Raw genomic sequence first — 14747 nt, forward strand, 5'->3', positions numbered from 1 at the left:
GTTAGTATCTCCTATAAGGATAAAATAGTATTACTTTGGTATTTTTAAGGAATAGAGATTGCCTCCCGTATTCGCACGTTTCTCATCAGAAAGCAATAAGGTGTTTTCATCCAAAAAACAAACAGATTCCAATTGCGTACGTACTCCTAGATCTATTTCTTTCATTTTCCCTTTTGTAAAATCATCGAATGTGAAATTTTCAATGACCCATAGTTTTCCATAACTTAAAAGTACGATGGTCTTACCGTCGGGGGATATGTCGGCGGATGTGATCTGACAGGTTTCCCAATCCCCACAAGTCTTGATGTTTCCAATGAATTCGGCATTAAATTCCCCTTTTTGGGCGGGTACTTTGTAGAGCAAGGCATTTCCGGGAAACGGATTGGCCCTATTCTTTGTAATGATGTACAGGAATTCGGAATGATAAAAAAAAGCTTCTGCATCGTAAAATAACTTTTCCCTCCCAGGAGGAAACTCTTTTTGCTCAGGGTAGTTGAATCGGATTTGTTCGGCTTCTATCTTGTTACCCAAATCATTTTGAGGGTTAGGAACCTTATAGATAACCAGGTTTTTTCTATCGTTCACATTATTTCCGAAATCCCCAATATATAGGTTGCCATTTTCATCCTTGGTCAAATCCTCCCAATCACCATTTTTGGCATTTTTTACTTTTATTTCTTTTAATAGGTTGCCCTTAAAGTCAACTTGGTATAATTCGTCAGGGTTGCCATTGTCCTCAATGAACCATGCTGTTGAATCGGCATAGTATACGATTCCGGAGTTTTCGTCCAACTTTTTTGGAAGTTTGGTGACATAGGATAGTTGGCCAAAATTTGAACATGATGAAAGTAAAAAGAATGTGAGTATGACTACCGCAAAATTTTTCATTCCGTTTGGTTCGAAACCAAGTCCTTGTTCTTGGTCATTTTTACATTTTGAATAATAAAATTACCGAGATTTCGACCTTGGGTGATGCCCACTTCAACTGCTGACCGATAATGTATTCCACCATAGACCCGGCTAATAGCTGCTTCTTGGGCCGCCTCATTAAACGAATTAAAGCTTCTGACAGGCAGACCGTAAGGGACTTCAACGTCATCATCAAAAGAGAAATTGTCCCCAAAAACATCGGTCAATGCTATGGCTGCTGCACCCGAGACCACACTATGTCCGCTTGTATATTCAGGAAAGGGAGGGGTCTGTAGAACGGGCAGCCAATCTTCATCGATATGTTGATTGATCAATGTTTCCGGACGAATCAGGTTACTTCTATATTTTTCTGCCCAACAACTGATAAAGGCATCCGCTATGGCAATTGACGTTTTGGTAAGCCCATATACGGTTTTGTCAAAATCACTTTTAGATTTTTTACTAGCTACTTGGGCAATACCGATCCAATGTGCACCAGGGCTTATTTTTTTTGTAGCGAACATTAAATGCCCCCTGCTAACAGAAACATATGGATTGCAGTCCCAAAATTGGGCAATCTTAATTTCTTCCGAATCATCGCCTTTTTTTGTGATGTCGTTGCTTATATCATAAACCTCTTTCAGCTCCTTATAGAAATCAGAGTTCTCGTCTAAGGAGAAGTCTGGAGGAGGAGCGGGTTTAAATTGATTGGCGGAATCTATGACAAATGGCCGTATTTTGTCCCAGTGGGGTTCAATACCATCCATATAGGCTGGGGGTGTTGGTTGCCATCTTCCTGGATCATACGTGTCTACAGTATATTTCGGCATCGTCCGGGTCTGGTTATAATTATCCTCTTTCATCCAATTACCGATATGTTCGGCCACTTTTAACCCATAGTCTTTCGAGGCATTGAATAAAGTGTGGTTTTTACTATCCCATCGTCCGTAAAGACTATCCCTGAATGCCTCTAATTTATTTTCTGAAAAAATCAATTTCTTACTCAACTCCATATGGGCCACAAGGGCTGCCAGTTGATAGTTTATGGGCCGGGAAGCATCTGGTTCAGGTATGGCCGTAAGTCCATGTACCTGCCCTGCCAAGGATAGGTAATCATCGTTGTTTAATGCAACGATCTCATAGGCGGCTATATTGGGATACACAAAGACCCTGCTGGCCACCGGGGGCGAGAAAATATCATGTATCATGATTTCAGTGACCTTGTCAACCGATGCGTGCAGTTCTTCGGGACTTATCACCAAAGGTTCTTCTATCGTTTTATCACCGCAAGACGAAAGTAGTATGATCACGCATAGTGAGGATATGATTTTCTTCATTTTATATATAATTTCCAATAACATGCCTACCAATATAAAAGTGTTCAGGAATAGGTTGGCAATTTAAAAAAACCAAAGGGACTGGATTAAAAGAAAGTGTTAATATTTTTATTCAACACCTCCTGTAAGAATTCCCAGAGGCACAAAATTATTAACATAAATATGTTTTGAAACAATAAGGATAGATTGGTAAGGACACAAAAAGGCCAATACAAATTCTATATTTCTTATTATTTCCAGAATAGGCTGTACAAGACTACTAAAATCAGCATTACCGCAAAGGAACCAATGTTGAACACCGCATTGGTTTTGAACAATGCCTTGGTTAATGGGATGCCTTTTTGGTCATCTTTTCCTTTCAGCTGAAGAAGACTTACCACTATGATGACGATCATGGTCAAAATAAGCGTATATCCCATTTGATCCATAAAGGGTACATCGACGAATAGCGGACTTGTCGACCATCCTTTGGGAGCTATTTTAAAATACATGGCAATGGGTATGGATACCAAAGCGCCTATGATGGCCCCTTTGTTGGTGGTTTTTTTCCAAAAAAGCCCCAATAAGAAGACAGCTAAAATACCTGGACTTACAACGCCGGTATACTCTTGTATAAATTGAAAGGCCTGATCGATACCCCCTAATAATGGCGCCATAATACCTGCAATCACCAAGGCAACTCCAGCGGAAATCCTTCCTGTGGTCACGGTCGCTTTGTCGCTGGCATTTTTGTTAATATATTGACGATATATATCCATGGTAAAAATAGTCGAAGTGGAGTTAAGCATCGAGGCCAAAGACGATACAATGGCGGCGGCCAACGCAGCAAATGCAATACCTTTTAAGCCTGTGGGTAAAAATTGCAGTAACCATGGATAGGCCTTGTCCGCTTGTTCAAGGGAAGGAAGGTTTTTCAGGCCTACCTCACCAAGGCTGGCCATGACCTCAGGGTCGTTAATGATGACATAGGCGGCGATTCCTGGAACGACCACAATCACTGGGAGTATCAATTTTAAGAAAGCGGCCAATAATATTCCTTTCTGAGCTTCTTTCAATGATTTGGCAGCAAGGGTTCGTTGTATGATATATTGATTAAATCCCCAATAATAAAGGTTGGCTACCCAAAGGCCTCCTACTAGAACTGCAATTCCAGGTAAATTCCTGTACTCTGGATGGGATTCATCCAAAATCATAACAAATCGATCCGGGGCGGTCTCATAAACCTTTTTAAAACCGGCGATAATACCTTCCCCTCCTGAAACCGTATTGAGGGCCAAATAAGTGGTGACCAAGCCACCAAGAATTAAAAAGACCACCTGTATAACATCGGTCCAGGCAACGGCCGAAAGCCCTCCATAAAGAGAATATGCCGCTGCGAACAACGCAAGACCGATCACTCCATAGAGCATGGGAATACCCATAATCGTTTCGAGTGCCAAGGCTCCCAGATAGAGTACCGAGGCTAGATTTACAAAGACATAAAGTCCTATCCAAAAGACGGCCAAAATAGTTTTTAAATTGGTGGAAAATCTTTTTTCGACGAACTCTGGGATGGTATATAACCCTTTTTCAATAAAAATAGGAAGGAAATATTTACCGACAATGATCAAGGTGAGTGCCCCCATCCATTCATAAGAGGCTATGGCCAAACCAGAAGCAAAACCAGAACCGGACATGCCTATGAACTGCTCGGCGGAAATATTGGCAGCAATCAATGAGGCCCCGATTGCCCACCAGGGTAGGGATTTACTGGCTAGAAAATAATCTTCCGCATTTTTTTGATGCCCTTTCTTATCCCTTGACACCCATAAGCCAACACCCAAGATTAAAAAGGCGTACGTAATGAAAATAAAATAATCCCAAAATCCGAAGGCTGCTGTCATGTTGATAGTGGTTGGTAGTTAGGATATGTTTATAAACTACGAAACTGGGCTAAAGTAACCGATTTATTTTATTTTTTGGCATAAGACTGGGAATATTCCATTGGACTAAAAAGGTTTGGTAATGGTCATATTAGAGGATATTTAGGCTAGTGAAAAACCCATTTGCCGGTTCATTGTAAATCGATTACTAGGGCATCATCATTGTTGGCAATCACCAAAAACTTTTTATCCCCCAGTTTAATTAATTTTCGAGCACTTAAATCCTTGGGCAAGCCCAAAGAATGGTACCCTTTAAAGTCCGTTCCATTAAAATCGGTTAGAACGCCCCCGGGATTGGCATCGCTTCGGCCTAATTCATTTACATAATCCATATAATTACCAACAAAGTACAATTGCCTTTGAGTGCCCTCCATATCCAAAAGAATATCCTCAATACTACTCATCTGCGCCTCCTTTGGCAATGCAATCCCCTTAAATGAAAATCCATCATTTAAATACACCATGGAACGTAATTCGTGAATTTCAGCCAATACGGGAATGTCCTGTTCAGACCTGCCGGTCAGATCTTCAATGCCCTTTATTTTGGAAAAATCGGAATAACTTAAAAACCGTTTTTTTAAATAAGGCAATTGACCCATTAGGTTGTCTTTGGAGGCAAATGGGACATAATGATCAAAGAAGTCATAGAAAATCAGGGGATCGGGCTGGCCATTCCCATCAAAATCATCAATATAGAGTTTTATAGGTTTTTCTTTAGAAGCTTTCCATTTTAAATTAAGGCCTGCATTGCCCGCAATTATATCCTTAAAGCCATTCCCATCCAAATCTTCGATAATGATGGTATTCCACATCCCATTGGTCTTATGGAGTCCGTATTTTTCGGTTTGGTCCTCAAAATGGTTATTACCGGTATTGATCATAAGGGTAACCGGCATCCAATCACCAACTATGATCAAATCGAGTTGCCCATCATTATTGATGTCTGACCATTGGCTATCGGTAACCATTCCATATCTTTCACTAGCAATAGCTTCAAAATTACCTTTTGAAGTGTTTTTTAAGATCATACTCGTTGGGGGTAATCCATAAACCCCGGGCATGGACCGGCTACCAATGAACAGATCGGCAAATCCATCTGAATTGAAGTCCCCTGAAGATATACTGCCACCATTCGTCATAGGCAATACCGCATTCAACCGTTCAAAATTCCCTTGGCCGTCATTGAGATATACCCGATCTTCCAGATTTGGATTTCCTTCCATAAGGTCATTACCACCACTTATCACATAAAGGTCAAGGTCACCATCATTTTCAAGATCGAATACTTCGGCATCTACATCCTCAAAGACCTGATCCTTTTCGAAAGGTTCGGTTTTTTTAAGTTGGTAATCCCCATTTTTATCTTTAAGGTAGAGGGCTGCGGACTGGTATTTGGCACCACCAATAAAAATATCGATAAGGTCATCCCCATTAAAATCACCTGTTACGACAGCAGGGCCTTCAACAGATAGTTTTTCAGGGATCAAGCTTTCCCGCTCATAGTCCAAATAGCTGTTTTCTGTGTGCCTATATCCAAATTTGGACAACTTATTGGATGCAGTGGTAATTGAATACGCATATGATGGTAAATCTGTTTTTTTGGAAATCTTATGAAATTTATTGACGGCCAAGTCTTTTTGGGTCTGAAAGGTGTTATCGGGCCAAATGACCAAGATGGAATCTATTTTCGAAACTCCTCCTAGACCAAAATGCAACTTTCGCGTTGAAGCCGATTGAAATCCCCGGGTAACTGTCAATTCCTTTACCATAACTTGGTCTTTGGCATATACCATTATTTTAGAGCCCGTGGTACTTCTAGGATGATCTTCGAGATTAAAAGCAATGAAGTTATGCTGAGGGTCAACGATACTTTTATTTTCCAAAAGAAATGCCTTCTGATTGATATTATTCACTACAACATCCAAATCCCCATCAAGGTCCAAATCGCTATATGCAGACCCATTTGAAAAGGAGGGCTCTAAACCGGCTTCGGTGGTCAATCTGTCAAATTCAAAATCCCCCTTGTTCCTGAAAATAATATTCGAGAGTTTGAGGGTAGGCATTTGTTCAATTAATTTTTTTTCGATTTCATTAGCCTGATTTTGGTTATAATCGCTGAAATTGGTGTTGCTGAGATAATTGATGTAGTCTAGGTCGTTAGGTCTTTTATAAATACCATTGGTAATATAAAGGTCATTCAGCCCGTCATTATCATAATCCTCGATCAATACCGACCAGCTCCAATCGGTGGCATGGGTATTGGTCATTGGGGCAATGTCAGAAAAAGTGCCATGGCCAGTGTTGAGCTGAAAATTATTACGGGCATATTGTAAGCCATATCCGAAATTTTCCTTGATAAGGCTTACCTTATCAGAATCCTCACCTCCTGATTTCAAAAATACCTCGTGGTTAAAGGGCATCATATCCAAGGTGAACACATCTTGAAGGCCATCATTGTTCAAATCACCGATATCGGCCCCCATCGTAAAGCGGGTGGTATGGTTGAACCACTCCGAACCTACTTCCTTAAAAGTTTTATCTCCTTGATTGATATAGAGGTAATCATTTTCATGAAAATCATTGCCGACATAAAGATCTAAATATCCGTCTTGATTGATGTCCGAGGTAACCAAGGCCAAACCATAGCCTAAAGGACTACTGTAGATGCCGGATGCCTCAGTGACATCGACAAACGAAAGTGTACCTTCTTCCAATTTATTTTCAAAAAAGCGATCGCCAGCCAACGAATCCTGATCCTTTCTTTTGTCTACCCTGCCATAACTCCTTGGCGTATGTATTGAGCAGTTCATAAGATACATGTCCATATCGCCATCCTTGTCATAGTCTAAAAATGCGGCTTGTGTCGAAAATCCTGAAAAAGCTAGACCAACACCTTTTGAAACTTCTTCAAAGGTCTCATCACCTTTATTGAGATAAAGTAGGTTATGCGCTTTTAATCCTTTGTAATTCCCAACTTTGGAGACATATATGTCCAGAAGACCATCGTTGTTTACATCTTCCATAGTTACCCCGGAAGACCAAGTGGAGTCTATAGCTATACCGGCCGATTCGGTGATGTCCTTGAACTTTAGGTCTCCAAGATTCAAATAGAGCCTGTCGGGAGATTGGTTCGCAGTGAAATATACATCATCTAACCCATCATTATTAATATCACCAACGGCAACCCCACCACCATTGTAGTAGTAGAGATACTCAATGATATTCAAATTATCTTTAGGATGCAGGGTATTCGAAAAATCCAATCCACTTTTTTCTGGGGAGATCGAATCAAAATAGATAGCTGCTTTTTCGATCGAAATGTCTTTTTTTTCCGAACAAGCTGTCAATGAAATGACCAACAGTAGTACTAATTCTTTTAAATATCTCATTGACTTTTGTAGTTAAAGATTGCCAGTGAATCATTGTTCCTGGAAACAATCAATCCCTGCTTACTTATTTTTATATCGCGTATTTCACCTAAAAGTGAAAAACCGGCGCCCCCATTGCGATATTTAAAATTTGAACCGTCGATGTTTTCCAGATATATACCAAAAGAAGCATCGTAACGCCCTACCTCGGGTTTAGTATTATAGAGGTTACCACCCATGACCAGATCCATATCCCCGTCTTGATCAAAATCCCCGGAACCTATGGCATAAATGGGGGTGAACTGTGCCTCTATGGGAAGTTTTACCGGTTTAAAATTAAGATTCCCTTCATTGATGAGTATCATGGAGGAAAGTGTAGTCGCCTGTAATTTTTGTGCTCCCTCTAATTCCGTTTCCGTAAACATATCCTTGATACCGGCATCTTTAAATGAATTGAAATCGGGGTATTTCTTTTTAAGGTCTTTAAGTTGTTCAATCAGATTATGTCTTAGATTGTATGGATATTGTTTCCCATTTTCGGCCGTAAAGGTCATAATGGGGTCAATAAATCCATTTTGGTCAAAATCCTTGACATAAAGACTGATAGGTCGTTCGACGCTAGCCCGAAAGCGGGAATTCTCACCGTGGTTTCCTAAGACCAAATCCAGGTCTCCATCATTATCAAGGTCCACAGGATGTACTACTCTCCACCAACCTTTTAGATCGGCCAAGGCGGCATTGGTGACCTTGACAAATCTACCGTTCTCGTTCCGGAAAATTTCTATGCCCATAAATTCGCCCACTACAATCAATTCCTTCTTACCATCAGCATCGAGATTTTCAAACCTTGCATCGGTGATCATTCCCAAATCTTGAAGTTCAGGGGCTACTTTGGCTGTAATATCTGTGAAATTACCTTGGCCATCATTTTGTAGAATAAAACCGGATCCAGGCATTCCATATTGTGTTGGAACGCTTCGCTCACCTACGAAGAGGTCCAAATCCCCATCGCCATCGATATCTTCCGCAAGTACGGTAGAGGTGCTATGATTTCCGGTAGCCGAGGGTAATTGTTGTGGGGAAAGTGAAAAATTACCTTGCCCATCATTAAAATATAATCGGTCTTTCAAATAACTTGAAAATTGGGAGAATTCAACACCGCCACTACAAACATACAGATCTTGGTCGCCATCATTATCTGCATCAAAAAATAGGCTGCCACCATCCTCGGAGTTGCTATTTTTTTGAAAGTCTGGGATTGAACTTTCAATAAAACCCTCTTCCTTGCCTAACAATAGGGTTGAAGGATGGCCTTTTGAGCCTCCGATAAAAAGATCTTCCCAGCCATCGTTGTTTATATCCGCTACGGATATTTTTGGACCTTCGGTACTGAGCATATGTGGCAATAAACGATCCCGATCAAAATCAACGAATCGATTTTCAATATGCTTGAAAGGAATATTTAATTTGCTTCTGGTAAACTGGACTGGTGGTGCTGATTCCGGGATTTTGATAAATTCAACACCGTCGATTTCTTTGAGCTCTAGGGTTTGGTTCGCTTTTACGTTTTCAATACGGGTGATTTTACCAGATGGCCATAGCACTTGCACATTCACGGAATCATTGTTTGAAAGTCCAAAATTGGGTCGAAGATCCATACTCGATTGAAAGCCTCGAATAGGTTGTTGCTCTTGATATAATGATTGTTCCTTGGTCTCTACTTTTATTTTGGCGCCTATGGCGTAGGTATTCTTACCTTGGCCATGAAGCACTAATTTGAGATAATTGTGGTTCAAGTTTGAATCGGCATTATTGCGATAGACAAAAGAAGACATATTCACATTATTCACTACCAAGTCATAATCCCCATCATTATCCAGATCACCATAGGCCGAACCGTTTGAGAAACTAGGTGTATCCAGACCAGAATTCCAATTGCGTTCGAATTTTAGGTCCCCCATATTCTTGTAGGCGTGGTTGCGAACTTTGTTCGAAGGAATGATAGCTATCAATTTATCGTAATCGACTTGATTGCCCGAAACAATCGATTGAATGGCCGCATCGCTTGAAACGTATTGTAGGTAATCCTGATTGGTTAAATCCTTATAAATACCATTGGCAATAAATAGATCCTTGAGGCCATCATTATCCATGTCGAAAAACAGGGCGCCCCAACTCCAATCAGAAGCTTCGACACCGCTAAACCTACCTATTTCACTAAAGGTGGAATTGCCATTGTTCAATTGCAACATATTCCTAGTGAATTGATGGTAATAGCCATTCTTGAGATTATGTTGGTATTTGTTCCAATCCTCAAACGTGGTCACGGTTTTCAACCTATCATACTCAGATGGCAGCATTTCTGTAACGAAAAGGTCGATTTGTCCATCATTGTTGATATCGGCCACATCGGCTCCCATCGATGCACCGCTTAAAGATTGGATTTGTTCGGTCAAGGTCTCTTTAAAGGTGCCATCTTTTTGATTGATGTAGATATAATCGCGTTCAAAAAAGTCGTTAGAGACATAAATATCTTCCCAGTCGTCGTTATTGAGGTCACCTACGGTAACCCCTAGGCCGAAACCTATTACACTGCCATATATGCCGGCTTCTTCACTGACATCAACAAAGGATTCCCCATCATTTCGTAATAACTTGTCACCTCCTAGGACGTCACGTTCAAATCGTTCATTACGCTGTAAATTGAAGCTACCTATGGATCGGTAGGAATTGTTCAATAAGTAAACGTCAAGATCACCATCTTTATCATAATCAAAAAATGAGGCATGTGTTGAAAATCCCTGATCATCAAGACCATATTTTTCTGCGGCCTCTGTGAATGTTACCTGGCCCGTATCGTCAGGGCCATTATTGATGAACAATTCGTTCTGTTTATTGTCACCTGCAATATCCCCGGAATTACAGACATAAATATCCAAATAGCCATCGGCATTGATATCGGCCATAGTAACTCCTGTAGACCAAGCTTTGGTACCTCCTACTTTGGCTTTGTCGGTAATATCCTCAAATTTGAAGCCTCCTTTGTTGAGGTAAAGTCGATTCGATTTTAAATTTGACGAAAAATAGATATCGACAAGTCCATCATTATTGATGTCGCCCAGCGCTACCCCTCCTCCGTTATAAAAATTGCGGTACTTATACACATTGAAATCATGGTTGTAATTCAGGTCGTTGACAAAATTTACACCGGTCTCGGTACTATCCAATAATTCAAATAAGGCGATAGAATCTTTATGTTCGGCATCTTTGCCTGTACATGAGGAAATCAGGATGCTAATTAGTATCGAGAGGATTATGGGATAATTATTTTTGAACATATAGTTTATTTGAATTTTTCAGGGTATTTGTATTTCAGATCTTCGATTTTTACAACAACGTCTTTCGTGTCTTTGTGATAAACTACAATTTGTCGGTTACCATCTACCTTTACATGGGTTTCCTTATTTAATTTACTGGATTTGACAGGGATAAAACTGTTCCCTGGAAACCAATTCATCAAGGTATCCTTTATTGCAGGGAGAAGCTGCTTACTGGTAAGATTTTCATTCCAGGGCGCCCAAGCCTTATAAGAAAACTCCAGGTCCATACCGGTCATGATATTATTTTCATTGAAATCGCCATAAAATAGCATGTTTATCGCGGTAAGGTTTTGGTCCTCATCGTTGGAGCTAAGCAAATATTGAACCGACCTATTGTTCGGGCCTTGGGTAACCAATCCCTTATTGTTCAATTGCCAGCATTTATCAAAAAAGGATTGCTTGGTATCCCCAAAGGACATCCCTAAAATCATATTATCATTCGATATCCCTTTTTCGGCTTCTCTTTTTACCGTTTTGGTATATTCCGATTCGCAGGAGATAATCGTTATAGTTAACACTGTTAAAAGGAAAAGTAAGTGTAATTTATTGTATTTCACGAAATATGATTTCTTCATTGTTTATTGCTGTTAGCAGAATCGTTTTATTCTTAAAAGGAAGTAGGGCAAAGTTCCGAATCTGGCCTTGAATTCCAAGACTTTTAACGTTTTTAGTACTATATTTTTGCGCCTGGTCCAATTGGCCTAAGACCAACCATCCCTTAGAGGCATCCTGTCTTCCGAATTGTGGTTTTATGAGATATTGATTGCCGCCCAAAATAAAATCTTTTACCCCGTCATGGTCGGCATCTAAAATTTCAATTGCCGAAATATTCGAATATTGCACCTCAGAGGGAAGGTGATGCTTGATAAACTTTCCATTTGTATTTATGAACAAGGTGGTCTCTACCAAATCCACATCCAAAACCTTGGCATCCATGAGTTCATCCTTTGTAAAAAGATCTTCTATTGTTGCGGTTGCATAATCTTTAAAATAGAGGAATTTGTTTTTTAGAGCCGGTAGTTGTGAAATGAGTTCGTCCCGATCAACTATGGGATAATATTTACCATCGATGTTATGGCAAATGATCTGTTCGGCAAATCCGTTACCATCAAAATCCTTTAGGTACATTCGAAGGCCTGACTTATAATAAGTGTTTTTTCCTATGTTGCCCCCGAGAATATCCAAATCCCCATCATTGTCCAGGTCTGATACGATCAAGGAAGACCACATACCGTTTGTATTGTCAAGATCAAAGGATGCTGTTTCGTCGAACAAGGTTCCTAGTTTGTTGATGAAAATCTTTATAGGCATCCATTCACCCAACACGATCAAATCTTGCCATCCATCCCCATTGATATCACCCCATGTGGCATCGGTAACCATACCTAAGTCGATAAGTTCCTTTTGGTCCGCTATTTCAAAACGGTTTTCGCCTTTATTTAAAAGTAAATAACTAGAAACGGCAGTTCCATAGAGTTCGGGATCGAATCGGCCACCAACAAATAGATCCACATCCCCATCCTTGTCGAAGTCGGACGCGGCCACAGTTGCTGAACTTAATGGCGCCGAAAAGGGCAATGGTTCTTCCGCCTTTGAAAAAACACCATGGTTATTTATGTATAGCCGATCATTTAACAAGGCATCGTATTTTGAGAATGCCTTTCCGCCACTACAAACATAAAGGTCGAGGTCCCCATCATTGTCACTGTCAAAAAATAGCGCATCGGTATCCTCGGATCTCGAATCAGCCTCAAAGGGAATTCTCACCTCATTATACCCATTGTCTCCGGACATAAAAAGGCTTCCTGATTGGTTTTTGGCTCCGCCCACATAAACATCCTTGAAGCCATCATTATTCACATCCCCAACCGCCAAAGCCGGACCTTCATTGTTCGACATATAGGGCAAGAGGCGTTCACGATTAAAATCCACATAGGTGTTTTCTTTGTGTTTAAAATGAAATAAGGGCGCTAATTCCTGAAAAACCATATTTGAAATTTTGCGGTTGTTTTTCAACGAAACTGTACCTGATTTCTCTGGTTCACCAAACGTATAGGTCTGATTGGCAGATAGGTTTTGTTCCTTGGAAATGGCTCCATTGGGCCATACAATAATCAAGCTATCGATCACATCGGTGGTACCTAAACCAAAATGGATGCCATCGCTAACGGAACTTTGAAACCCCCTACTTGTATAATTCTCCGCCATGGCAGTCTGACTATCACCATAGAATATGGTTGCTTTGGTACCAATAGCCTGCGTATTTTTTGAAGTTGAAGTAAATTTGACGAACAAACTCTTTTGCTTTAGCGTATCGGTTTTGTTCTCATAAATGAAGGAAGGCATATTTACATTGTTCACTACCAAATCGAGGTCGCCATCATTATCGAGGTCACCGTAGGCACTTCCGTTACTAAAACTCGGTGTGGCTAAGCCAAAATCGGTTGTTTTGTTTTCAAAGTTGAATTCCCCTTTGTTCTTATAGGCGACATTGGGTATCGCTTGGGAAGGCATAAGATCTATGAGTTTCATGATAACCTCATCTTGGGTCTTCATCATATTCCTGACCTTTTCCTCATTGGCCATATAGGTTAGATAATCCCGATCTAATAGGTCTTTAAATATTCCGTTGCTGATAAAAATATCGCGTAGGCCATCATTGTCCATATCAAAAATCAGAGAGGCCCAGCTCCATTCCGTGGCGTATATGCCAGAAAAACGGCCGATTTCCAAAAACCCGTTCTCACCCATATTACGTTGCAATACGTTCCTTGGGAACTGATGTGCATACCCTTGTCTGACCCCGAGGCTGTATTTGTCCCAGGATTCATAGAGCGCCTTGGTACGTTGGCGTTCTATGTTGGTGGGCAACATTTCGGTTACCATTAGGTCGGGCCTAAGGTCGTTGTCCAGATCTGCCGCATCGGCACCCATAGATCCCATTGAAAATGAGGAAATTGTATTTTCGGCAGTTTCTTCGAAACCACCTTTTTGATTGTTGATATAGAGATAGTCGCGCTCAAAAAAATCATTGGAGATGAATAGATCGGGCCACGAATCGTCGTTGAAATCACTCAGTGTTATACCAAGACCAAAACCTATATTACTGGTATATATGCCGACTTCAGAGGAGAAGTCAATAAATTTATCGTTTTCATTTTTTAAAAATTTGTTCCCACTTTCACTAGGTATATTCCGTTGATCCTTGATCAAATCATAAGCCCCTACCGAGCGTATCGAATTATTAAGAAGGTAGCAATCCAGATCGCCATCCTTGTCATAATCGAAAAATGCCGCTTGTACCGACAAGCCCGTGATGTCTAAACCATATTCCTTGGATTTTTCGGTAAACGTTAAATCACCATTATTGATAAAAAGCTCATTATGCCGGTTCTCACCTTCAGGTTTCCCTGATTTACAGACGTAAAGATCAATATACCCATCATAGTTGATGTCTACGAAGGTTGCCCCGGAAGACCAAATATTTGAACAGGCCACCCCGGCTTTATCAGTTATGTCTTCGAACTGCCAATTGCCCTTGTTCAAATACAAGCGATTGTCTACAATATTACCAGTAAAGTAAAGGTCTAGAAGTCCATCATTATTAACGTCCCCAATGGCGATACCCCCCCCATTGTAAAAATTGCGATACGTGTAGGGATTGAAATCCTCGGTGTATGTAAGGTGGTTCTGAAAATCGACTCCACAGTCTTCCTTAAGTTCAAATAAGGTGGTTTTGTTACGGGCTGTCTCGTTCTTTATTTCCCGATTACATGAAGAGATAATGACTAGGCTTACAATCAATAAAATATAAGCTTTCATGCGGTTTAC

At 40.5% G+C, this 14747-nt stretch carries 7 protein-coding genes; all 7 read right to left on the reverse strand.

Translation table 11 applies throughout. The features are described from left to right. Positions 1-30 precede the first annotated feature (30 nt). The gene (locus HPE63_RS12965; RefSeq protein ID WP_188314692.1) at positions 31-888 is read right to left on the reverse strand and encodes a hypothetical protein; all 858 of its coding nucleotides are present in this window, start codon (positions 886-888) and stop codon (positions 31-33) included. Continuing rightward, positions 885-2246, reverse strand: a complete 1362-nt coding sequence (locus HPE63_RS12970; protein ID WP_188314693.1) for a vanadium-dependent haloperoxidase — start codon at positions 2244-2246, stop codon at positions 885-887. The genes HPE63_RS12965 and HPE63_RS12970 overlap by 4 nt, the downstream gene beginning before the upstream one ends. 230 nt (positions 2247-2476) lie before the next feature. Further along, positions 2477-4129 (reverse strand): sodium/sugar symporter, encoded by a 1653-nt coding sequence (locus HPE63_RS12975; RefSeq protein ID WP_188314694.1) that lies wholly within the window; start codon positions 4127-4129, stop codon positions 2477-2479. A gap of 170 nt (positions 4130-4299) precedes the next feature. Continuing rightward, the gene (locus tag HPE63_RS12980) at positions 4300-7557 is read right to left on the reverse strand and encodes a VCBS repeat-containing protein (RefSeq protein WP_188314695.1); all 3258 of its coding nucleotides are present in this window, start codon (positions 7555-7557) and stop codon (positions 4300-4302) included. Then, positions 7554-10874, reverse strand: a complete 3321-nt coding sequence (locus tag HPE63_RS12985; RefSeq protein WP_188314696.1) for a VCBS repeat-containing protein — start codon at positions 10872-10874, stop codon at positions 7554-7556. Before HPE63_RS12985 ends, HPE63_RS12980 begins: the two co-directional genes overlap by 4 nt. 5 nt (positions 10875-10879) lie before the next feature. Further along, positions 10880-11491 (reverse strand): hypothetical protein, encoded by a 612-nt coding sequence (locus HPE63_RS12990; RefSeq protein ID WP_223198149.1) that lies wholly within the window; start codon positions 11489-11491, stop codon positions 10880-10882. After that, a complete protein-coding gene (locus HPE63_RS12995) occupies positions 11460-14738 on the reverse strand; it encodes a VCBS repeat-containing protein (RefSeq protein WP_188314697.1) in 3279 nt (1092 codons plus the stop codon). Before HPE63_RS12995 ends, HPE63_RS12990 begins: the two co-directional genes overlap by 32 nt. Positions 14739-14747: the final 9 nt, after the last annotated feature.

Origin of the sequence: Maribacter arenosus (genome assembly GCF_014610845.1) — a bacterium.
GTDB lineage: Bacteria > Bacteroidota > Bacteroidia > Flavobacteriales > Flavobacteriaceae > Maribacter_A > Maribacter_A arenosus.

Excerpts from the sequence above, each read along its gene's own strand:
- HPE63_RS12965 (WP_188314692.1), bottom strand. The coding sequence starts at position 888 with ATGAAAAATTTTGCGGTAGTCATACTCACATTCTTTTTACTTTCATCA.
- HPE63_RS12970 (WP_188314693.1), bottom strand. The coding sequence starts at position 2,246 with ATGAAGAAAATCATATCCTCACTATGCGTGATCATACTACTTTCGTCT.
- HPE63_RS12975 (WP_188314694.1), bottom strand. The coding sequence starts at position 4,129 with ATGACAGCAGCCTTCGGATTTTGGGATTATTTTATTTTCATTACGTAC.
- HPE63_RS12980 (WP_188314695.1), bottom strand. The coding sequence starts at position 7,557 with ATGAGATATTTAAAAGAATTAGTACTACTGTTGGTCATTTCATTGACA.
- HPE63_RS12985 (WP_188314696.1), bottom strand. The coding sequence starts at position 10,874 with ATGTTCAAAAATAATTATCCCATAATCCTCTCGATACTAATTAGCATC.
- HPE63_RS12990 (WP_223198149.1), bottom strand. The coding sequence starts at position 11,491 with ATGAAGAAATCATATTTCGTGAAATACAATAAATTACACTTACTTTTC.
- HPE63_RS12995 (WP_188314697.1), bottom strand. The coding sequence starts at position 14,738 with ATGAAAGCTTATATTTTATTGATTGTAAGCCTAGTCATTATCTCTTCA.